This is a genomic window from Pyxidicoccus fallax, from assembly GCF_012933655.1.
In the GTDB taxonomy this organism is placed as follows: domain Bacteria; phylum Myxococcota; class Myxococcia; order Myxococcales; family Myxococcaceae; genus Myxococcus; species Myxococcus fallax.
Genome location: NZ_JABBJJ010000034.1, coordinates 1 through 19,981, shown reverse-complemented (window position 1 = coordinate 19,981; position 19,981 = coordinate 1). Strand labels below are relative to the sequence as shown.

Here is a 19,981-nt window from a genome sequence, read left to right as displayed (position 1 = left end):
GCGCTACAACGCAAGGACCGCGCGCCGGACGAGCGCTCGAAAGCCCCGAGCCGCGGGGTCCGCATGGGTGCGCTCGTGCCAGCACAGCGACATCTTGACGGTGTGCGCGGGGACGGGCGCATCGACGGCTTTCACGCCCAGGCGCGTGCCCTGCGCCGCGACGAGTGACTCCGGCAGCGTCGCGACGAAGTCCGTCTCGGCCACGACAGCCGCCGCGGTCATGAACGAGGGGACCCTCATCGCGACCTCGCGGCGCACGCCCGCCCGGGCGTAGGCCGCACCGACGAGGTCCCTGAACCCCTTGCCCGGCACCATCTCCACGCCGACGTGCCGGAGCGCTCCGAGCGCCCGCACCGACAGCCGCTTGTCGAGCGCCGGGTGACCGTCGCGCGCCACGAGCACGGTCCGCTCGTTCATCAGCGGCTCGATGTGGAGCCCCGCGCCTCGGCCAGCGAGGCCGATGTGCAAGTCGACCTGGGACGAGGTCAGGTCGCCGAGCGCGACGAGCGAGGCAATCCCCACCACCGAGAGGCCCGCGTTCGGCATCTCCGTGGCCATCGCGGCGGCGATCCTCGGCACCCAGGTGACCTGTCCCGCATCGGCGACGGCGAGGGTGAAGGTCCGCGTGCAGGATGCCGGCTCGAAGGGGGCCGCATGGAGCGCGGACTCGAACTCGCGCAGGCCGCGTGCGATGGCGGGGGCGAGCGCATGCGCCCGCGGCGTGGGAACGATGCCGCGCCCCTTGCGTGTCACGAGTGGGTCCCCGAGCGCGGAGCGCAGGCGCGCCAGGCCATTGCTGATGGCGGACGGCGTGACGTGGAGCCGCTCGGCCGCGCGCGCCACGCTGCCCTCGGAGAGGACGGTGTGGAGCATCAGCAGGAGATTGAGGTCGAGGGACGCGATGGGAGTGCTCACGGAACGTGAGGTCATACCTCACGAACCATCACTACCGGGGAGGATTTGGCCTCCGCATGATGCGGACATGCACAACAGATGGCTCCGCTGGCTCGTCGCGAGCGCGCTCGTCGCATGTCATGCCCCCACGCAACCGCTTCCCCGGAGCACCCCCATGTCCACGTCACGTCAGGTCCCTGTCCTCGACTCGTTCATGTCCTACCGGGAGGCCGGAACGGGCGCTCCCATCGTCTTCCTGCACGGCAACCCCACGTCCTCGCACGTCTGGCGCGAGGTGATTCCGCGGCTCTCCGGGCGGAACCGGTGCCTCGCGCCCGACCTCATCGGGATGGGGAGCTCGGGCAAGCCCGACATCGCCTATCGATTCGCGGACCACGCGCGGTACCTGGACGCGTGGTTCTCCGCGCTCGACCTCCGCGAGGTCGTGGTCGTCGGCTACGACTGGGGTGGAGTCCTCGCCCTGGATTGGGCACGGCGGCACCCGGACCGCGTGCGCGGCGTGGTCGTGTTCGAGACCTTCCTTCGACCGATGCAGTGGAGCGACTGGCCGCCCCAGGGCGAACAGTTCTTCCGCGCCCTGCGCACGCCGGGGGTGGGGGAGAAGCTGGTGCTGGAACAGAACGAGTTCCTTGCGCGGTCGCTCGCGAACGGCGTCCAGCGAGGCCTCTCGGAGAGCGACCGCGGCGTGTACTACGCCCCGTATCCCGATGCGGCGTCACGACGTCCGCTGCTGCAATGGCCTCGTGAGATTCCGATTGGTGGCGAGCCCGCGGAGGTCGCCGCGGTCATCGAGGACTACGACGCGTGGCTCGCCAGTCCTCAGGCGAAGCCGGCGCTCCTGCTGACGTTCGGGGACACGGGCCTCAGCGCGCCGGGGATTGTCGAGTGGGCGCGGAGCACACTGCGCGCGCTCGAAATCGTCCCGCTCGGCCGTGCGGGACACCATGCGCCCGAGGACGCGCCCGAGGAAATCGCGCGCGCCATCGAGCGCTGGCTGGACCGGCAGGCGCGGTGAGCGGTGGCCGCTACTCCCGCGTCAGGGTCTGGAAGACGGCCGGCAGCTCCTTGTCACCCAGTCCCGCGCTGACCGCCCGCTTGTAGTTCTCGAGCAGCTCCTGGGGGAAGCGCGCGCTGATGCGGGCGTCCTTGCTCAGCCGGACGATGTGCTCGATTGCCGCGACGTGGATATTGAGGCTGCACTGGTCGCCAGAGAAGTCGTTGTTCTCGATCATTCCCTGCGCGGCATCGGCGGTGACGGAGATCAACCCGAGGAAGGAGTTCTTCTGGGCGAAGAAGGTCTTCGGGTCCAGCCCCTCGGCCTTGCACATGGCCGCGGCATGGAGGAAGGCCAGGGAGCCTCCGTAGAAGGCCTCGAGAATCGCGCAGTCGAGCGTCGCGGCGGCGCCGATCTTCTCGTCGACGTAGACGGAGTTCTTCGCGATGGCCTGGAGGGTTTCGAGGTGCCGGTCGAAGACGGCGCGCGAGCCGGCGTAGTAGACCGTCGCGTAATCGGTGGCGACGAAGCCGGGAAAGGCGAGGATGGCGGCGTCGAGGTAGTCCACGCCGTTCGCCCGCGCCCACTCCAGTCCCGAGCGGGCATCCGCGGGTGTGCCGCTGGTGAGCTGCACGAGCGTCTTTCCAGCCAGCGCCGAGGCGACGCCCTTCGCGGCGAGCACCTCGAAGGAGGCGGCGTAGTTGGTCAGGGAGACGACGACCAGCTCCCGTCCCGACACGGCTTCGACCAGGTTCTCCATCGCGACGGTGCCACCGCCCACGGCCCGGGCTCGGGCGGGAGTCCTGTTCCAGACCGCGACGTCATGACCCGCCGCCGCGAAGGCTCGCGCCAGTGCGCTGCCCATGAGGCCACATCCAATCACCGCGAGTTTCACAGACCTGCTGGGGGGCATCTTCCGTCTCCTGTCGTTTCGAGCCAGCCGGGTCACGGCCTGGCGGATGGGGCACGCTGGCATCTGCTCAACGGTGCCTCGTAGGATTCTTCCCCATGCGCTCGTCGATTTCCCGCCTGGGCCTTCCGGTCTTCCTCCTGCTGCTCTCGCCGGTGAGGTGTGCGACCCCTTCCGCGCGGGACAGTGCCGCGAAACCGCTGCCGGCCGAGCTCCAGCAGCAGGTGGAGAAAGCGCTGAAGGGCAGTGACTCAACCCTGTCGGCAGAGGACTGCGCGGCGCTGGTGGGGTGGACCGGGCCGATGGAGAACTGCACGTTCACGCCGGTGGCGGGAGGCAAGGCCGCCCTCGTCCAGCTCAAGACAGGGTGCGGAGGGGACTCCTGCGCCGTGCAGGTGTTCGTCTACCGCCCCGGCCGGCCCGTCACCCAGCTCCCCGACTCGGTCGGGGACGGCTCGCTCACGGGCGGCACCCTGGTGCTGACGCCCTCGCTCGACCACGTCATCACCGACTGGGTAGGGTGGGGAAGCGGCACGGGGGACCGGCGCGTCGAGCTCTACCGGGTCGACCTCCGGACCGGAGAGGCCGCGTCCTGGGTGAAGGACTGCTTTTCGCCAGCGCTGTCCCCAGGGGGCCGGTGGATTCTCTGCCGCAACCGGCGCGGGGACGTGTTGAAGGTGCCCCTCACGGGCGGCACGCCCGCGCTCGTGCACCGCAGCGGGCTGTCCGAGGAAGACGTGTACTGGGTGCCCTACGGCTACGTCTACCCGGACGCCGTCACCTTCCCCTCGCCGGAGCGCATCGAGGTCTCCACCGACGTCCTGGGTGGCCCGGACGGCGAGGAGAAGCGCACCCTCGAGCTTCCCTGGCGGGAGTAGCCGTCCCACGGCGCAACCCGGTTGAACGGGCGCGGCGGCGCGGTCACCCCCGTACGCGCGCAAGTCATTGGACAGGACCGAGGGCCAAACAATGGTCTCTACAGACCAGGCGGAAACTTCAATCACCCAAGCCTCGGTTGGATTAATTATTGTTGTGCATAATTACGTGGCATTAGCCACTCAATTGCCGAAATCATGCGGGCGTCTTTCCCCCTCAAGAAGCAGGAAGGAATCCCCCCATGAAGCATCTCAAGCTCGGGCTCCAGGTGCGTCCCCTCGCGGGTGCATTGATGTGTATGGGTATCCTCACGCTCGCGGTGGGCTGCGGCCCGTCGACGGAGCCGGACACGAAGCCAGACGCGCTCGCAGACCAGGAGAGCGAGGCCGTCTACGGCACGGACGACCGCATGGACGTCCATGCCCACCCGAACGCCACGCTGCGTGCTCGGGCGCGACAATCCACCGTGGCGCTGATGCACCAGCGGCTCTTCGACACGACGGACCCGAACAACGTCGTCTTCACCGGCCAGACGCTGGGCGAAGGACGCAACCTCTGCACCACCGAGCGCTTCCGGAATGACCCGCGAGCGGCCTTCTGCTCCGGCACGCTCATCGACGACGACCTGGTGCTCACCGCGGCCCACTGTGTCCTGGGCGCCGAGGAGTGCGCCAACACGTACTTCGTCTTCAACTTCTACCGGACCGCGGAGGGAGCGCTCCAGCAGGTCACCACGCAGGACATCTTCCGCTGCACCGCCATCGTGGCGCATGAGCTGGGTAACACGAACGGGCGGACCCTGGACTACTCCATCCTGCGTCTGGACCGGCCGGCCACGCCGCGCTTCACCCCGGCGCCGGTGCGCACGGGCAACACCGCGCTGGCGGTCGGGCAGAACGTGGCCGTCATTGGCAGCGGCAGCGGTATCCCGTTCAAGATCGACTCCGGCGGCACGGTGCGTGATTCGCGCGCGGACACCCTGGACTTCCTGGTGTCCACCACGGATACCTTCGCCGGCAACTCGGGCTCGGCCGTGTACGAGACGAACAACTACACGGTGGCGAGCATCGTCGTGCGCGGTGAGGCGGACTATGTCGCCAACGGCACCTGCAACGTGGTGAACCGGTGTCCCGAGACGGGCTGCATCGGCGAGCAGAGCACCTACGTCTACCCCGCCATCCGCGCCCTGTGCGCCGCGACGAACAACGCGAGCCCACGGCTGTGCGCCGGCATGCCGCCGCCTCCGCCCCGTCCGGCGACCTCGTTCATCTACTTCACGGGCAATACGAACGATGCCCAGCAGCACACGACGGACAGGGTCCTCTCGCTCTCCGCGGGTGACGTGGTGGAAGTGGGCACCTGCAACCTGGCGGGCGCCAGTGCCACCGGTGACACCTTGCTACGCCTCATCGACGCGCAGGGAACCCAGGTCGCCAGCAACGACTGTTACTTCAAGCACAGGGTGGGAGCCGCCGGCGACTACACCCTCCGCGCCGGTTGCCACCACGACACCCTCTGCGGTGGCGCGGTGGTTTGGAAGGTGACCCGGAACTCCGACCTCGTCCGGGGCACGTTCTCCTTCAACCTCACCAACACCAGCAGCGGCACGCGCAACACCGTCAACCGCGACGTGCGGCTGTCGTATGGCCAGGTCATCGAAATGGGCACCTGTGGCCTGGAGGGTGCCTCCGGCAGCGGCGACACCATCCTGCGGCTGCACCGCTCGACGGGCATCGTGGAGGCCGAGAACGACGACACCTTCGGCACCTGCGGTTCCCTCTCGCACCTCACCCACCATGTGAACGCGCTGGGCGAGAACGTGCCCTATCAGATTCGGGTCGGCTGCTTCCGCGACACGAGCTGCAGCGGCACGGTCGCCTACGTCATCTACTAGGACGCGAGAGCTCGCCCCTGTTCGAAGGGTGGGCTGCCCTGCCCGTGTGCTCGCAGGGCGAGCGGGCCGGCCACGGACTGCGGGTTCCGCACACGACTGCGGAACCTGCCTTGTGCGGGTTTCGCACGCCGCAGTGATTCCGCGGGGTTGCGGGTGGCATCCGCGTTGCTTTGTCGTCCCTGCGTGGCAACCACTCGCAGCACGCAGGAGCAGACGACCATGAGCAACCGACTCTCGAAGAAGTTCCTCGCCGGCGTGACTCTCCTGGGCCTGGTGGCCGGCGGCACCGCGCTGGCCCAGTCCCCGCGCCATGGCGGCCCGGACGGCATGCGCGCCAGCAAGTTGGAGAAGTTCGACACCAACAAGGACGGCACGCTGGACGAGTCCGAGCGCGCCGCGATGCGCGCCGAGCGCGAGAAGAAGCGCCAGGAGATGGTGCAGAAGTTCGACGCGAACAAGGACGGCAAGCTCGACGAGGCCGAGCGACAGGCCGCGCACGAGGCGCGCGCCGCCGAGCACTTCAAGGCGCTCGACAAGGACGGCAACGGCGCGCTGTCGCTCGAGGAGTTCAAGGCCGGCGGGATGGGCCGCCGTGGCAAGCATGGCCCGCGCCACGCGGCGGGCTTCGGCGGTGAGCAGTAGGTCTCACCGCGGCATCGAATGGCCCCGGCCGCGAGGAGCGGCCGGGGCTGTTGTCATTCAGGACGGCCGGGTCAGCGGTGGATCAGGCTGTAGTCGCCGCTGCCGACGTTGGCGTGAGCGCCGCCCGCGGGGCAGACGGAGCCAGGGTTGCCGCCGAAGAACATCCCCTGGCACTTGTTGCACCAGCGCCAGTTCGACTGCAGGTCGGGGGCGGCTGCCGCGCCGTGGTGCACGTGGTAGTCGCCGCTACCGGTCGAATCGTGGGCGCCACCCGTCGGGCAGACGGAGCCCGGGTTGCCTCCGAAGAAGAGCCCCTGACACTTGTTGCACCAGCGCCAGTTGCCCTGCAGTCCCGTCGTGGACGCGATGCTGTGCACGAGATGGTAGTCCCCGCTGCCGACGTTCGCGTGCGCGCCTCCGGCCGGGCACGCGGAGGTGGGGTTGCCGGCGAAGAACAGCCCCTGACACTTGTTGCACCAGCGCCAGTTGTTCTGCACGGGCGTGTACAACGCCCTCAGCGCGGAGAGGTCGCCAGGGGCGAACTCGCCCGTCTCGACCGAGCGGAAGCAGGAGTTCATGAGCGAGCCGCCGACGACGGCCGTGGTCGGCGTGCCCGGAATGTGGATGGCTCCGACGCCCGCGTCGCCCTCGTTGCCGCCGCTGCCGCAGCTGATGCTGCGGTTGTAGTAGTCCGTGTGGCGGAAGCCGATGGTGTGGCCAATCTCGTGCGTGATGACGTGCTCGATGACGTCGACGCTGTAGGAGGAGAGCCCGCCGCCGATGTTGATGGTGTGGTACGGCAGTCCGCCCGAGGGGAACCCGGCGGAGCCTCCGACGACGCCCGGCTGGATGACGGCGTTGATGGTGTAGCTGCAGCCGGTGCTCGGCGTGCGCGCCATGGCGAAGGAGAGCGGCAGCTCGTCGTAGTTCTGGATGGCCAGGTCGAGCGCCGTGCTGAACGCGCCGGTGAACGTCGAGCCGTTGATGCAGATCTTCGTCACCGACGGACCCACGAGGTTGGTGGTGCGGTATTGCTCCTCGGTGGAGGTGCCCTGCGCGATCAGCTCGCGCGACGCTTCCAGGGACACCTCGGCATCCCGCCCGACGTAGACCTTCCCGTCGACGACCATGATGTCGTTGGCGGGGAACCCGGCCTTGCTCAGGTTGTCGACGATCTCCTGCGTCTCATCGGGCTGCCCGGCGCAGCCGAACATCAACGCGATACATCCCGCCGCAAGCACGACACTTCTCGCAAACATGGAACCCCCTTCGGTTGAACAGGCATCCCCGAGCCGTCTTGTGACGAGCCCCCGGAAGACGCGCAAACAAAGTATTCCATGAATTGACGCGCTCTCAAGCGAGATCGCCCTCGGTCATTCGGCTCCGCATTCGTTGCATCAACGTGTCACGAATTCCGGTGGATCGCGCAGCGCGTCGTGCAGAGTCTCAAAGTCTGACAAGAATGAAGATGCTCGTGTGATTGTATCGCTACAGCCTTCACGGCAAGGACAGGTGCCGGGATACGCGGCGGCGACATGGGCCTCCATGGGTGTGCTGACGGTCGTCATGGGCAGGCCCGGGTTCCCTCCGCTCGGGGTGGGTATGCTCCGGCCATGAGCGCCTTGTCCGTTGCCTCCGAGCCCACGCTGGAGCCCGCGTCCCCATGAGACACGAGCGGGCCCGACATGGAAGCAGGGCGGCGGCGTGCCTGGCGCTCGCGGCGGTGGTGCTGGCCTGCCCGGCCTGCATGAAGGAGGCGCCCGGGGCAGACGACGCCCGTCCGGTCCCCGCACAGGAGGCACGTCGCGTCCGGGAGGAGCCCGCGCGGACCCGGTTCCTACGGGCCTGCTCGCCCCGTGGTGAGTGGGTCGACGGCGGGTACTGCCCGAAGGTGTGTGGCTGGGTCGACTCACCAGAGCCCCGCTGTGATGCCGACGAGCGCTGCGTCGACCCGGAGTCCGCCCGGCGGCTTGCACGGGCGGGGCAACTGCCGGTGGCTTCGGGCTGCTACGACACCTGCGACAGCGGCTCCTGTCGGGAGCGATACCGCTGCGTCCAGGGGGAGGTCTCCGTTCCCGCGGGTTCGGAGACCTTCCAGGTCGCGAAGCTCTGCCTTCCGGAGAAGCCCCCGAGCGACGCGGAGCGCTGAGCCTCTCCGTGCGTGCTCACCGCGCCCACCTGTTTCGATATGCGAAATAGAACTGTTGTTGCCACGCGTTTGCGTCCGCAACCGCTTCACCTCTCATGGATATTTCCGGCCCTTTCGTGACACTCCTCCGCCATGCCGGGATTACTTGAATTTCGGCTCTATCCGCCTTACCTATGCCCAGGCAGAAGGGCGCTCAAAGGCTGTCTTCCCGTCGGCCCGCTGCCACACCCAGAGGTGTCTGCCATGAAGAAATTTCTTGCTGCCGCGTTCGTCGTGACGCTGTCCGCATGTGGTGGTGAAGAAGTGGGCCCGTTGACCGGCGCGGAGGACGGCGCCATCGAGGCGCTGGCGGAAACCAGCGCCAGCCTGGCTCAGCCCTCGCCCGCCTTCATTCCGAAGCCCACCGGCACCTGCCCCGAGTTCCAGGAGGGGACGCTCACCTTCCGGCCGGCGGGAATCCCGGCCCGCTCGGTTCGCATCTGGATGTCGGACGCGGCGAGGACCCTGGATGGCCCGCTCATCTTCTACTGGCACGGCACGGGCAGCTCGCCGACGGAGGCCACCACGGGCCTGGGCACGGCGCAGATCGAGGCCATCAAGGCGCAGGGTGGCATCGTCGTGGCGCCGTCGCGCGACCCGGCCGCGGGCACCTTCCCCTGGTTCTATGTCTCGTCCACGTCGCGTGACGATGACTTCCGCGTCGCCGACGAGGTCCTGGCCTGCGCCATCCAGAAGGTGGGCGTCAACGTGAGCCGCATCCACAGCATGGGCATGAGCGCGGGCGGCCTGAACACCACGCAGATGAGCTACCGCCGCTCGGGCTACATCGCGAGCGTGGCGACCTATTCGGGCGGACGGTCCTCCACCATCCCCACGCAGGACCCGACGAACAAGTTCGCCGCCATGATCTTCCACGGAGGCCCGTCCGACCAGGTCATCATCAACTTCCAGACGGTGAGCACGAACTACTACAACGACCTGAAGTCCAAGTCGCAGTTCGCCATGATCTGCAACCACGGGCGGGGGCACTCCATCCCCACGGACGCGCGCGCGGCCGTCTGGCAGTTCTTCCAGGCCCACCCGTTCGGCACCGTCCCGTCCCCCTACGCGGGCGGACTGCCGAGCACCATGCCAAGCTACTGCCAGCGCTGAGCCGCTGACGGCACACGGCCTCCGGGCAGAGCGCGGGGAGCGTGCCCCCTCCTTCACGCTCGCGCCCTGCCCGGAGGACTGTTGTCAGCTCGTCCGCAGGTCCAGCTTCGCGTTGACGGCGACGGACTGCGAATTGAACGCGCACAGCCGGAAGGTACCCGGCACCAGGTCGGGCCGGGTGACCGTGTCCGCCGCGAACGAGAAGTCCGCCGTCACCTCCTCGGCCGCGGTGGAGAACGTCCCTGGCTGCCCGAGGAGGCTGCGCCGCAGCCGGAACCGCACGGGCGGCCGCGAGCCGTCGGGCCTCGGCTGGACGGTGCCAGCGGCGAACACCGCGTTGATGGCCGACTCGTCCTGGAGCAGGCACACGTTGGCGCCCGGCGCGATGCGCAGCGTGGCCACCTGGTTGCCCGCCCACGCCAGGTTCGAGAACACCAGGGCGAGCGCGCCCGCGGCGAAGGTTCCCCTCTTCATCAGCTTCATCATCATCGACTCCCAAGGGGGGATACCGTGGAGCCAGCCGGGCTCCCCCCTTCGCACCGGCTGGCTCAAAGGGGATACGCGGCGCTTTCGAGAGTGGATTCAGCGGGGAACTCCGCCGGGTGCCGACTCCTCCGGCCCGTCCTCCCGCCCGCTCTGCCGTCACGCGGGCGGGAGCCGCCTCCGCCGCGAAGCGTCCAGTGCCCTCCCACCCGGCGCCCGGTATGCTCAAATCGAACGCCTCATCGTAGGTCGGGCTCCACCGGGCCCGGATAGGGGAGGGCAGCGATGAAGGTTCTCAGTCCGATGGACGCGGTCTGGATGTATGTCGATGGCCCGCAGACGCCCATGCACGTGGCGAGTCTTTGCATCTACTCGCTCCCCGAGGGTGCGCCGGAAGGATGGCTGCAGGGGCTCATCGAGAAGCTGCGGAGCCACCGCGAGTTCACGGCCCCGTACAACCTCAAGCTGGCCTCGCCACGGCTGAAGTCCGTCCTTCCCACCTGGGTGGAGGCGGAGGACATCGACCTCGACTACCACTTCCGCCATTCGGCGCTCGCGAAGCCCGGTGGCGAGCGTGAGCTCGGCGTCTTGATTTCACGCCTGCACTCGCACCCCATGGACCTCTCGCAGCCGCTCTGGGAGGTGCATGTCATCGAAGGGCTGGAGGGCAATCGGTTCGCCATCTACACCAAGATCCACCACTCCCTGGTCGACGGAGTCGGTGGCATCCGCCTGCTCATCAAGGCGCTGTCCGCGGACCCGGACGCGCGAGAGGTCGTGGCACCCTGGTCCGTGGGGACGCGCCGCTCCGGCCCGCTCCCGGCACGCCAGCACGCGGCGTCGCTGTCCAAGCTCTGGTCCGGCGTGAAGGACCGGACCACGGCGATGCCAGGGGTGGCGAAGTCCTTCGCCAGCATGGCGCGCGACGCGGTCCTCCGGGCTCCGGACGTCGCGCTGCCGTTCGCGACGCCGAGGTCCCTCCTCAACGGCCCGGTCTCCGCGCAGCGGCGGTTCGCGACGCAGCACTACACGCTGCCCCGCGTGAAGGCCGTGGCCCGGGCGGCGGGCGTCACGGTGAACGACGTCTTCCTGGGGCTCAGCGCCGCCGCGCTTCGCCGCTACCTGGGCGAGCTGGGCGCGCTCCCGGAGCGGCCGCTCACCGCCGGAGTGCCCGTCTCGGTGCGTCCCAAGGGAGATGAAGCGACGGCCAACGCCATCAGCTTCATCTTCGCCAACCTCAACACCCACATCGAGGACCCGGTGGCGCGGCTCAGGGCCATCGGCGAGTCGACCCGGCTCGCCAAGGAGCGGCTCCAGGATCTGCCCAGGAGCGGCATCGCGGACTACACGTCGATGTTGATGACGCCGTACATCCTGCAGGTGTTCTCCGGGCTGGGAGGGCACATGCGGCCGGTGTTCAACCTCACCATCTCCAACGTGCCGGGGCCGGACCGGCCGCTGTACCTCTGCGGCGCCCGCCTGGAGCATCTCTACCCGGTGTCGGTGCTGCTCCACGGACAGGCGCTGAACATCACCAGCGCGAGCTACGCGGGACAGTTCAACATCGGGTTCACCGGCTGCCGCAAGACGCTGCCCCACATGCAGCGGCTGGCGGTCTTCACCGGCGAGGCGCTCGAAGAGCTGGAGCGCTCGCTGCGCCTGGGGGCCAAGGCCCCGCTGGAAGCACGGGCCGTGGCGGAGCAGCGCTGAAGACACGCCGCGAGGCGTACCCGCGGTACGTGCGCGCACCGCGGGGCGCCCGCGGGTTATGCTCGCGCGGGACGGCTCCTGGCGTTCGTGCCGGTCCCGCGCCCCCTACACATGTCGCATCTGCTTCCCACCGAGGACGAGCGCACGAAGCTCCTGGAAGCGCTCGGAGAGCTGGTCGACCAGCGCGGCCACGCGACGCTGGTCCGCGCTCCCATCGTCCGTCCCAACCCTGCATTCTTCCCGGATGCCTGGACACCGGATGGCGAGGGTGTGCGCGCCATGGCGCTCCGCCTGATGTCCCATGCCGGGCTGGGGGCCTTCGACGTCCACGTCACGCTCTTCGCGAACGAGGCCCAGCCCCAGTACACGGCGTCCGTGGGCGGAGTGGGCACCTCGCACCACAAGGAAGGGGCGGCGGCCTGGTTCGCGGGCTTCGAGGGCGACACGTGCCTCTTCGGCGTGGACGAGGCCCAGCTGGAGGATGCCGAGCAGCTCGTCGGGTGCCTCGCCCACGAGGTGGCCCATGCGTACCGCTACCTGCACGGGCTCATGGTGATGGAGGACCGGCAGCATGAGGAGCAGCTGACGGACCTCACCACCATCTTCCTGGGCTTCGGCCTCCTCACCACGAACAACACGTTCCGTTCCCGCTCCAGCGGAGCGGTGGTCGGGGCCCTGGCGGAGCATCGCTGGAGCGTGGGGGGCGGGGGCTATCTCTCACCTCAGGCGATGAGCTTCCTGCTGGCCGCCCAGGTAGTGGCGAGAGGGAGCGCGCGCGACGAGGTCCAGATGCTCAAGCGGGAGCTGCTGCCCACCCAGGCCGCCGCCTTCAACGCCGCCCTGCGGCTCCTCGAGCGGGAGCGTGAGGCGCTGCGAGACAGGCTCGGCGTGCCTCCGCCCTCCCGGTGGGAGGAGCTCCCTCCGCCCGCGCGCCTTCCGGACGCGGAGGACGCGTGGCCCTCCGAGTCGGAGGAGGAGGAGGGCGCGGAGTACACGGAGGAAGAAGAGCAGGACGAAGAGGAAGCGGATGAGCCGGAGGGCATCGCGTTCCGGGTCCCCGAGTCGCGCGCCGTGCTCTTCGGCGTGCTCGGGCTGCTGGCGATGTTCCTCATCCTCATCATCCACACGACTCCCTGGCTGTTGGTGCTGCCCGTCTTCGGGTGGTGGTACGGGGCGCGCTACCCCCACTTCTACTGCTCCGACGGTGACTGCAACCGCCTCGTCGAGCTCACCGATGCGCGCTGCCCGGGGTGTGGACAGCGGCTGGTGGCGACGCTGCGGAAGTCGAGGGACCGCTGGGACGCGGAGGAGAAGTACTGGCGCCAGCAGGGCGGCGGACCGGGGGCTCGGCAGGACCCGTAGCCGAAGCTCGCACGTGCTCGGACCCGAGCACCTCCTGTGCGATGACTGTTGTTGATAGGGCACTGGACCCAAACACAGCCATTCCGGTTAATACCGCTATTGCGCGGCAAGCGGCTCCTGCCTTATCGATTGCGCCGGCGAACAGGGGACCTTCCCTCTTCAGGCCAGGCACAAGGAGAGACGCATGACGCGTGGGATGTACCGCTGTCTGTCATGGGTGGTTCTGGGTGGACTGGTTGGATGCGGTGTCATCGAACCGGAGCCCCCCGAGAAGATCGATCGGCTCCAGAGCGAGGCCATCGTGTCGAGCATCACGGAGGGTGACTACGTCATCCGCTCCGCCATGACCCACAAGTGCATCGACATTGCCTCGGGCAGCACCGCGGACGGCGCCAAGGTGCAGCAGTGGGACTGCAACGGCACCAACGCGCAGAAGTTCCGCATCTCGCCGACGTCGGATGGGTACTGGAAGATCATCAACGTCAACAGCAACAAGGCGCTCGACATCTCGAACAACAGCACCGCGCAGAACGCCAAGGTGCATCAGTGGACGTATGTCGGCGGGAACAACCAGCAGTTCAAGTTCGTGGCCCGGGGTGACAACCGGTTCAGCATCCACGCGCGCCACACGGACATGGTCATCGACCTGTACTGGGGCTCGGCGGACAACGGCACGGAGTACGTCCAGTACCCGTACACCGGCACCGCCAACCAGCTCTACACGCTCGACAAGGTGAGCGGCTCGGACAACTCGGGCCGCGGGTGCGCCGCCGCCGATGGGCAGACGACCCTGCGCTTCATCAACCGGTGCGCCTTCGAGGTCGAGTTCGCCGGCAACAACATCACGGGCGGCATCCTGGGGACGGGCCAGGAAGCGTGCCGGACCATTGGCTCCGTCACCACGTACATGCCGACGAAGCGCTACTGGGGATTCGCCAGGGGAGAGGACCCGGGCTTCGAGCGCCACTCCCTGGCGGAGTTCGGCTTCAACGAGGTGTTCTACTCCTACGCCAGCTGGGACTGGTTCAATCTCAGCCATGTGGATGCCCACAACCTCCCCCTGAAGATCGTCCCCTATGAGCTGGGTGGGGGAACGACCTGCGCGGGGCAGGTTCGCAGCTGCCCGATGAACCTGCTGCCGGGCTGCCCCCCGGAGGGCCAGTTCCGCAACGCCGCCGGCAAGCTCATCTCGTGCGTGAGCCGCGACCGCGACAACCCCAACAGCGTCGTGGCGAGGTACTTCGACGCGGCCTGCTCGCAGTCCTACTCGTGGTCGGGAGATGACTCGGTGATGGCGGCGTGCAACGCCGAGGACTTCGACATCGTCTTCTGCCCGCCGAACTGAGGAGCGGCCAGACGGGTAGGGGGCCCACGCGCTTCATTCGAATGCACGTCGGGCCCCCGGCCTCCCGGCGCTGTCGGGTCAAACCCGGCGCACGCGCTCCGCGGCCTCGCGCCGCCTGGGCGCGGGAGGCAGCTGCGCGTTCGGCACACCGACACGCGCGAAGAAGAAGCCCCGGCCCGGAGGCAACCCCAGCTCCGAGACGAGCATCCGGCGGAGGTCGGGGTGCTGCACCATGACACTCACCGGGTGCATCGCCAGCCCCCGGGCCGTCAAGGCGAGCCACAGGGCCAGCAGCCTCCCTCCGGCCGCCACCTGCGCGGCCTCCGAGGGTTCCTCTTCGTGGAAGTGGAGGTACAGCGCCATTCCCGAAGCCGCCACGGCCTTGCCGGACTCGCGCGCCAGGGACCGCGTCAGCCCCAGCGGCCGGAGCACCCGCATGGACGTGGGTGACAGCACCCTCCGCATCAACGCCTGCTGCCACCCGGGCAAGGGCTTCGCCAGGAGGTGGGTGATGGGCAGGCCCGTCTCCGCCTCGCGGATGACCTCGGGGCCGAAGCGCATGTGGGCGTAGGTCTCGCGCCACGCCGCCTCGTGGGTGAATTCCCGGTCGCTGTACCGTCCCACCAGCGCTCCCGACTTCTCCAGGGCGCCCCGGTCCGTGAGGCACACGACTCCACACGCCTCGCGTGCGTCCGGGAAGGCGCGTGACGCCGCCCCGCGCACCTCCTCCACGACCTCGGGAGCAAGTGGCTCTGAGCGATAGGGAGAGCGGTTCGTCCTCCGCGCCGCCAGCAGCGGCAGTTGCGCCACGGCCTGGGCGTCATTCGTTTCCGAGCGCGTCAGGTGCAGCACGGCCACCGGCTCCCACGGGGCCAGCAGCCGTGCCACTCCGGAAGGCACGCCGCCGATTCGCCAGCGGAGCTCGGCCCGGACGCCACGCGCCGCGAGCGCGATGGTGAGGGCCTCGGTGTAGATGCCGCCGCTCACCAGCATCTCGGCGCGGTGGGCCGGCAGCGCGGAGAGACACCGGGCCGGGTCCAGCGCCACCACCGCGTGGACGCCTTCGCCAGCCGGAGCCCCGGCTTCCGCCAGGGCGCGGCGCGCTTCGTCGCTCGTGAGGAGCGCCAGCTCACACGGCTGGGCGTTGTGGGAGGAAGGCGAGAGCGCCGCATCCGAGGCGGCCTCGCGCAGGATTCGCTCCAGGGAAGGGGACTCCATCGGGTGCAGTCTGTCCCCGGCGCGGCCATTCCCGCCAGCGAATCGCGAGGGAGCGGCCGGTGTGGTTCACTTCAGCTGCTTCTCCCTCGCGAGCAGTTCCTGGACCCGGCGCCGGAGGAAGGCCCCGCTCTTCTCTCCGCTCACGGCGGCGACGATGACTCCGTCACTGCCGATGAAGATCGTCGCGGGCACCTGATTCACCCCGAGCGGCCCGAGGGTTTCGGACTCCGCGATGGCGATGGGAAGGGAGGGCAGGTTCCATTTCTTCACCGTGGCGCGCACGAGCTCCACATCGGGCTCGAGCGAGAGCGCCAGGAACTTCACGCCCGAGCCTTCCATCTCCGCGGCGAGCTTCGCGAACTCGGGCAACTCCCGAGCACAGGAGCTTCAACCAGGCACCCAGACATTCACGGCCCACGGCGTTCCACGCAGGACCGCTTTGTCGATGACGGCTCCGTCCAGCGCTCGCGCCTGGAAGGCTTCACCCACGGGGCGCCGAGGCCGGTCGTAGACATCGCAACCGAGCAGCGCGGCCAGGATGACCAGGAGGACGAGGCGCACGCACGACTCCCTTCGAAGCACGCGGGGAGGATTCCCGATGCTCCAACGGACACCAGCATCTCACGCGAAAGTTCCCGGTCCAGGTCGAATTCGTGCCGGTGTGTCACGTCCACCCGGCTCCGGCCTGCTCGTGAGCCCCAGGTTGATTCGCCGCCAGCATCGCGTCCCAGAGCATCGTCACGGAGACGACGGCGTAGCGCGCGGCACGGAAGAGTCGATGGGGCTCGACTCCCTCGTCCAGCCCTTCCTGGATGATGGGAAGCGCGAACTTCTCCATCGAAAAGACCTCCGCGCCCAGCTCCCTCTCCAGGAACGCGGTCTCCTGCTCCGTGAAGCCGTACCTCGCGCGAAGGGCCCGGCCCATGCGGGCGCAGTTGGCTTCCCACGTCGGCCCGGAGGCCAGGAGCATCACGGCGAACTCGGCCGCCGAGCCAAAGGCCGCCAGCCAGGCCATCTGGAGCGAGAAGGCCATGCCCTCGAACGAGGGCTCGTAACGCGCCACCTCCTCGCGCGACAGGCCGAACTTCTGAAGCATGGGCCGCAATCCGTCCAGCGCCGCGAACTCGATCTGCAGGACACCATTGAGGAAGTCGCGCGCGGCTGTATGGCCGAAGCGCTGGACCATCATCGCGGCCGCGCGCAGGTCGCTGACGATGGCCTGCTCCCAGAGGGCGGCGATGGAGCGGAGCGCCTCCTCCCTCAGCTCCCCTCGCTCCAGTGCGGTCAGGAAGGGATGGTCCAGGAGTCTCGCGTCCAGGTCCCAGAGGGACTCACGGATGTCCCGCATCAGCTCGGCCGCGTCCGTCATGACAGCCTCCTGCACCACATGTGCGGCCTCGGGCGCGGGCTGTAAACCCGGGGGGACGTCCCCGTCAGGGCGTGGCCGGCCGCTCGCGTTCCCGCTCCGCATGGAAGGTGCTAGGGGTGTCCCCATGAGTCCGTCAGACACGGCAACGAAGGACCCCGCCTCGCTGGGGCAGCGCTGGAGCCGGGCGCTCGAGACGCTCTTCCGGGAGCGCGAGCCGGCGCTGCCTGCCTTCCTCTCCCTCTACGACGAGCACATCCAGTTCCAGGACCCCCTCCACCGCGTCTCCGGTGTGGCCGCCTATGCCGAGCTCAACCGGCGCTTCCTGGCCCGCGCGCGCCGGCTCGAAATCTCCGTGGAGGACGTGGCCGAGCAGGACGGACTCGTCTTCGCGTCGTGGCGGATGTGCTTCGCACCGCGCATCGGACCGGAGCTGACGCTGGAGGGTGTCAGCCACCTGCGGACCCGCGAGGGACGCATCGTCCATCAGCGGGACCACTTCGACATCGCGGGCGGCGTCGCGTCGGCGGTGCCCGGCCTGTCCTCGCTCTACCGGGCCGTGCTCTCCCGGGCGACGTGAGCGGCGCGTTTCCGTCTCAGAGCGGCTGGAGTTCCCGGGGACGTCCCCGCAGGAGCTGCTCGCTGGCGGGCCCGCAGAGGTAGCGGGTGAAGAGGTCCACGATGGTGCCCCGCCGGTTCGTGTCCACCACGTAGTGGCGCGCCTCGGAAGGAGGCGTTCCAGGGAAGATGACGCAATAGGTGTACGCGGGCCGGTTCGGCGCGTCCGTGACGTCCCGGACGCCCATCCGCGCCTCGAAGTCCGCCCAGTTGCCTCCGTCGGGCAGCATCGTGAATCGGTCGTAGCCCCTGCCGCCCGGCATGGGCGTGAGCGTCATCCGCAGCTGGCCCGGCCGCACCGCACCCAGCAGCGCATGGAGGACCGGCTGCGTGAAGACGCTCGGCCGTTGCAGCACCAGCGCCTGCTCCTGCACGGCGATGAGCAGGTTGCCCTCGTGGACGAGGTGCCGGCGGCAGGAGTCGAGCACCAGCTGGCGCCCCCGGGACACTCCCGGCGAGCGGGACAGCAGGCCCACCAGATGCGCCTCGCGATAGAGCGAGAAGCCCGCCTGGAGGTAGCCCTGCGGGTCCTCCAGCGCGCCCGTGGCGATGATCTCCTGGAGGGCCTCCACGCCGTTGCGTCCCTCGGACTCGGCTCGCAGGAACACGTCGAAGGCGAACCCCACCCGGTGGTACATCTCCGTGTTTCCCTCCACGAGGCCGTTGCGCGCCGCCTGGCCCATCTGCCGGAACTCGGGCAGCAGGCCCGCCAGTCGTTGGGCATCGGCCAGCAGTGCCGCTCCCGTCCGGTAGCCCCCGAACAGCCCCTGCACCACGCTGATGAGCGCGGACAGCAGGCCGTCCTGGCTCGCGAGCGCGAGCAGCGCGCGGCTCAGGCGCAGCCTCCGCGCGGAGGTGCCCCCTCCGGGCCCCAGGTGGCTGAGGCTCAGCATCGTCTCGAGGATGCGAATCCACGAGCCCGCCTCGCGGGCGGCGTACTTGCCGAAGGTGACCCAGGTCGACAGCTCCGGCGCGCCGAGGTAGCGCGCCATGTGGACGTCGAGGGCCTGATACGTGTCGATGGTGTGGATGTTGGCCTGGACCCCGGACATGCCGTCAGAGCCCGGCGTCCACTGGCGGGCCCGGCGCAGCTCCACGAGCGGGACGCCGGGGTAGAGGAAGCGTTCGTCGGAAGGGGTGTGCAGCACCTCACCCAGGCCGAGCCCAAGCAGCTCGGGCAGCAGCGAGGTGGGGCGATGCACCGCGTGAGACAAGGGGGCCCCGGGAACGCGGCCGAGCTCCACTTCCCAGGCGTGGGAAGCGTGCAGGGCGCCGGGGGTGATACCGGAGCGCGGATTCAATCGAGGTGTGCCTTATCTGGGATGTATCGCCGCCTATAACTGCAATGCCGCTCGGCTTGCCAGAGCCGCCCGGTGATTCACAGACCCGGGTACCACGTGATGACGAAGACGCCCCGCACCGGCCCGCCGTTGGCGGAGACCTTCCACTCGGTATCGCTGGAGTCGGGGTGCCGGGTGCCACTGGCGAGCGGCAGGGCTCCGTCGACCTCCAGCCCGAGCGACAGGCCCTGGATGAGGAAGACCTCGGCGCCCACGCCGCCCGTGCCGTAGAGCAGGAGTGTCACCGGGGTGAGCAGCCGCGCTCCGAGCCGGGCATACAGGCGCGTCGAGCCCAGCATCGAGGTGCGCAGCGTCACCCCCGCTCCATAGCCGGCGTAGGGCCCCGCGTCCTGAAGGCCCAGCGTCATCGAGCCGAAGAGGCCCACGTGCGGAGTGAAGTCGTAGCCAACCCGCAGGCCCATCCCCGCGCCACCGGAGAGCCGCGTCTGATACTCCACCGGATCGCCCTGAGTCGTCTGCGTGAGACTCCAGCCAGAGCTCAGGTACACCTGGGGCTGGAGATACAATCCAGAGGGCGCGGAATTCTTCTCCTCGGGGGCAGCCGCGGCGGGCAATGCCAGCAGCAGGAACAGCAGCGCGGTGCGAGGAAACATGTTTGGGGTGGACTCACGAGGGGGATGATCTCCAGGATACGGACCGGCTCTGGAATCCTGGCGGTTGACTCCGTCCCGTCGCGGGATTGCGGAGAAGTGAGCGCCAGGCAACAGGCGATATGCCCCGCGGGGCACCTCCTGGAGTCTCGGACGAGTGTCGCGAGAAAGACAGGATTTACAGGCATTGACTTGCGGTGTTTCCTTCCGCTACTCATAGTAAAAACCGGAAAGCCAACCGACTGGTTGGTAGGCCGGTCGTGGCGCGCATGGGAGGTGTCCAGGTGGCCCACGTGGAGCGGCGTCCCCGCGGGAGTGGCGGGAGCGGGCGGAGGGACGACACTGTCTCTTATACACCTCTGACGCTGCCGCCGAAGCTGAACGTGTGGGTATCGG

Annotated in this window: 20 protein-coding genes; 10 read left to right on the top strand and 10 right to left on the bottom strand. The window is 68.8% G+C overall.

All coding sequences use genetic code 11. The annotated features are described in order from the left end of the window. Positions 1-3 precede the first annotated feature (3 nt). The gene (locus HG543_RS10095) at positions 4-915 is read right to left on the bottom strand and encodes a LysR substrate-binding domain-containing protein (RefSeq protein ID WP_169344499.1); all 912 of its coding nucleotides are present in this window, start codon (positions 913-915) and stop codon (positions 4-6) included. 154 nt (positions 916-1,069) lie between these two features. On the opposite strand from HG543_RS10095, the gene HG543_RS10090 reads away from it, so the two are divergent. Next, complete coding sequence (locus HG543_RS10090) at positions 1,070-1,930, top strand: haloalkane dehalogenase (RefSeq protein WP_169344498.1); 861 nt, start codon at positions 1,070-1,072, stop codon at positions 1,928-1,930. Positions 1,931-1,940: 10 nt separating this feature from the next. Here the strand turns inward: HG543_RS10090 and HG543_RS10085 are convergent, their stop codons facing one another. Beyond that, positions 1,941-2,822, bottom strand: coding sequence for an NAD(P)-dependent oxidoreductase (locus tag HG543_RS10085; RefSeq protein ID WP_169344497.1), 882 nt, complete (start codon positions 2,820-2,822; stop codon positions 1,941-1,943). A 95-nt stretch (positions 2,823-2,917) separates the two neighbouring features. Between HG543_RS10085 and HG543_RS10080 the strand changes: the two genes are divergently transcribed. From HG543_RS10080 to HG543_RS10070, 3 genes are all read left to right on the top strand, one after another. Beyond that, entirely contained in the window at positions 2,918-3,697 is a 780-nt protein-coding gene (locus HG543_RS10080) for a TolB-like translocation protein (RefSeq protein ID WP_169344496.1), read from the top strand. Between the two features lie 239 nt (positions 3,698-3,936). Continuing rightward, positions 3,937-5,589 carry a trypsin-like serine peptidase gene (locus tag HG543_RS10075; protein WP_169344495.1) on the top strand — a complete coding sequence of 551 codons (1,653 nt, stop codon included), beginning with the start codon at positions 3,937-3,939 and terminating at the stop codon, positions 5,587-5,589. Between the two features lie 219 nt (positions 5,590-5,808). Continuing rightward, positions 5,809-6,231 carry an EF-hand domain-containing protein gene (locus HG543_RS10070; RefSeq protein WP_169344494.1) on the top strand — a complete coding sequence of 141 codons (423 nt, stop codon included), beginning with the start codon at positions 5,809-5,811 and terminating at the stop codon, positions 6,229-6,231. Positions 6,232-6,302: 71 nt separating this feature from the next. Here HG543_RS10070 and HG543_RS56245 read toward each other — a convergent pair whose 3' ends face one another. After that, on the bottom strand, positions 6,303-7,490 hold the full coding sequence (locus tag HG543_RS56245) for a zinc-dependent metalloprotease (RefSeq protein ID WP_281404381.1): 1,188 nt from the start codon (positions 7,488-7,490) through the stop codon (positions 6,303-6,305). Positions 7,491-7,894: 404 nt separating this feature from the next. On the opposite strand from HG543_RS56245, the gene HG543_RS10060 reads away from it, so the two are divergent. Then, the gene (locus HG543_RS10060) at positions 7,895-8,380 is read left to right on the top strand and encodes a hypothetical protein (RefSeq protein ID WP_169344493.1); all 486 of its coding nucleotides are present in this window, start codon (positions 7,895-7,897) and stop codon (positions 8,378-8,380) included. 243 nt (positions 8,381-8,623) lie between these two features. Next, positions 8,624-9,532, top strand: coding sequence for an alpha/beta hydrolase family protein (locus tag HG543_RS10055; RefSeq protein ID WP_169344492.1), 909 nt, complete (start codon positions 8,624-8,626; stop codon positions 9,530-9,532). Positions 9,533-9,616: 84 nt separating this feature from the next. Here the strand turns inward: HG543_RS10055 and HG543_RS10050 are convergent, their stop codons facing one another. Further along, complete coding sequence (locus tag HG543_RS10050) at positions 9,617-10,006, bottom strand: hypothetical protein (RefSeq protein ID WP_169344491.1); 390 nt, start codon at positions 10,004-10,006, stop codon at positions 9,617-9,619. Between the two features lie 294 nt (positions 10,007-10,300). On the opposite strand from HG543_RS10050, the gene HG543_RS10045 reads away from it, so the two are divergent. The 3 genes from HG543_RS10045 (at position 10,301) to HG543_RS10035 (ending at position 14,432) form a co-directional block, all read left to right on the top strand. Continuing rightward, on the top strand, positions 10,301-11,725 hold the full coding sequence (locus tag HG543_RS10045; RefSeq protein WP_169344490.1) for a WS/DGAT/MGAT family O-acyltransferase: 1,425 nt from the start codon (positions 10,301-10,303) through the stop codon (positions 11,723-11,725). Between the two features lie 111 nt (positions 11,726-11,836). Beyond that, positions 11,837-13,087 carry a hypothetical protein gene (locus HG543_RS10040; protein WP_169344489.1) on the top strand — a complete coding sequence of 417 codons (1,251 nt, stop codon included), beginning with the start codon at positions 11,837-11,839 and terminating at the stop codon, positions 13,085-13,087. Between the two features lie 184 nt (positions 13,088-13,271). After that, entirely contained in the window at positions 13,272-14,432 is a 1,161-nt protein-coding gene (locus tag HG543_RS10035; protein ID WP_169344488.1) for an RICIN domain-containing protein, read from the top strand. Positions 14,433-14,510: 78 nt separating this feature from the next. Here the strand turns inward: HG543_RS10035 and HG543_RS10030 are convergent, their stop codons facing one another. From HG543_RS10030 to HG543_RS10015, 4 genes are all read right to left on the bottom strand, one after another. Next, positions 14,511-15,650, bottom strand: a complete 1,140-nt coding sequence (locus HG543_RS10030; RefSeq protein ID WP_169344487.1) for a hypothetical protein — start codon at positions 15,648-15,650, stop codon at positions 14,511-14,513. Positions 15,651-15,716: 66 nt separating this feature from the next. Further along, a complete protein-coding gene (locus HG543_RS10025) occupies positions 15,717-16,019 on the bottom strand; it encodes a TlpA family protein disulfide reductase (RefSeq protein WP_169344486.1) in 303 nt (100 codons plus the stop codon). 18 nt (positions 16,020-16,037) lie between these two features. Next, entirely contained in the window at positions 16,038-16,211 is a 174-nt protein-coding gene (locus HG543_RS10020) for a hypothetical protein (protein WP_169344485.1), read from the bottom strand. 103 nt (positions 16,212-16,314) lie between these two features. After that, positions 16,315-17,019: a thiaminase II/PqqC family protein gene (locus HG543_RS10015; protein WP_169344484.1), complete on the bottom strand. Its 705-nt coding sequence runs from the start codon at positions 17,017-17,019 to the stop codon at positions 16,315-16,317. A 124-nt stretch (positions 17,020-17,143) separates the two neighbouring features. On the opposite strand from HG543_RS10015, the gene HG543_RS10010 reads away from it, so the two are divergent. After that, a complete protein-coding gene (locus HG543_RS10010) occupies positions 17,144-17,596 on the top strand; it encodes a nuclear transport factor 2 family protein (RefSeq protein WP_169344483.1) in 453 nt (150 codons plus the stop codon). 16 nt (positions 17,597-17,612) lie between these two features. Here the strand turns inward: HG543_RS10010 and HG543_RS10005 are convergent, their stop codons facing one another. Both HG543_RS10005 and HG543_RS10000 read right to left on the bottom strand, forming a co-directional pair. Then, positions 17,613-18,848 (bottom strand): hypothetical protein, encoded by a 1,236-nt coding sequence (locus HG543_RS10005; protein ID WP_169344482.1) that lies wholly within the window; start codon positions 18,846-18,848, stop codon positions 17,613-17,615. A gap of 164 nt (positions 18,849-19,012) precedes the next feature. After that, on the bottom strand, positions 19,013-19,588 hold the full coding sequence (locus tag HG543_RS10000; protein ID WP_169344481.1) for an outer membrane beta-barrel protein: 576 nt from the start codon (positions 19,586-19,588) through the stop codon (positions 19,013-19,015). Positions 19,589-19,981: the final 393 nt, after the last annotated feature.

What these genes read in the sequence shown, in the direction of transcription:
- HG543_RS10090 (WP_169344498.1), top strand. Translation starts at nt 1,070, where the DNA reads ATGTCCACGTCACGTCAGGTCCCTGTCCTCGACTCGTTCATGTCCTAC.
- HG543_RS10085 (WP_169344497.1), bottom strand. Translation starts at nt 2,822, where the DNA reads ATGCCCCCCAGCAGGTCTGTGAAACTCGCGGTGATTGGATGTGGCCTC.
- HG543_RS10080 (WP_169344496.1), top strand. Translation starts at nt 2,918, where the DNA reads ATGCGCTCGTCGATTTCCCGCCTGGGCCTTCCGGTCTTCCTCCTGCTG.
- HG543_RS10075 (WP_169344495.1), top strand. Translation starts at nt 3,937, where the DNA reads ATGAAGCATCTCAAGCTCGGGCTCCAGGTGCGTCCCCTCGCGGGTGCA.
- HG543_RS10070 (WP_169344494.1), top strand. Translation starts at nt 5,809, where the DNA reads ATGAGCAACCGACTCTCGAAGAAGTTCCTCGCCGGCGTGACTCTCCTG.
- HG543_RS56245 (WP_281404381.1), bottom strand. Translation starts at nt 7,490, where the DNA reads ATGTTTGCGAGAAGTGTCGTGCTTGCGGCGGGATGTATCGCGTTGATG.
- HG543_RS10060 (WP_169344493.1), top strand. Translation starts at nt 7,895, where the DNA reads ATGAGACACGAGCGGGCCCGACATGGAAGCAGGGCGGCGGCGTGCCTG.
- HG543_RS10055 (WP_169344492.1), top strand. Translation starts at nt 8,624, where the DNA reads ATGAAGAAATTTCTTGCTGCCGCGTTCGTCGTGACGCTGTCCGCATGT.
- HG543_RS10050 (WP_169344491.1), bottom strand. Translation starts at nt 10,006, where the DNA reads ATGAAGAGGGGAACCTTCGCCGCGGGCGCGCTCGCCCTGGTGTTCTCG.
- HG543_RS10045 (WP_169344490.1), top strand. Translation starts at nt 10,301, where the DNA reads ATGAAGGTTCTCAGTCCGATGGACGCGGTCTGGATGTATGTCGATGGC.
- HG543_RS10040 (WP_169344489.1), top strand. Translation starts at nt 11,837, where the DNA reads ATGTCGCATCTGCTTCCCACCGAGGACGAGCGCACGAAGCTCCTGGAA.
- HG543_RS10035 (WP_169344488.1), top strand. Translation starts at nt 13,272, where the DNA reads ATGACGCGTGGGATGTACCGCTGTCTGTCATGGGTGGTTCTGGGTGGA.
- HG543_RS10030 (WP_169344487.1), bottom strand. Translation starts at nt 15,650, where the DNA reads ATGGAGTCCCCTTCCCTGGAGCGAATCCTGCGCGAGGCCGCCTCGGAT.
- HG543_RS10015 (WP_169344484.1), bottom strand. Translation starts at nt 17,019, where the DNA reads ATGACGGACGCGGCCGAGCTGATGCGGGACATCCGTGAGTCCCTCTGG.
- HG543_RS10010 (WP_169344483.1), top strand. Translation starts at nt 17,144, where the DNA reads ATGAGTCCGTCAGACACGGCAACGAAGGACCCCGCCTCGCTGGGGCAG.
- HG543_RS10000 (WP_169344481.1), bottom strand. Translation starts at nt 19,588, where the DNA reads ATGTTTCCTCGCACCGCGCTGCTGTTCCTGCTGCTGGCATTGCCCGCC.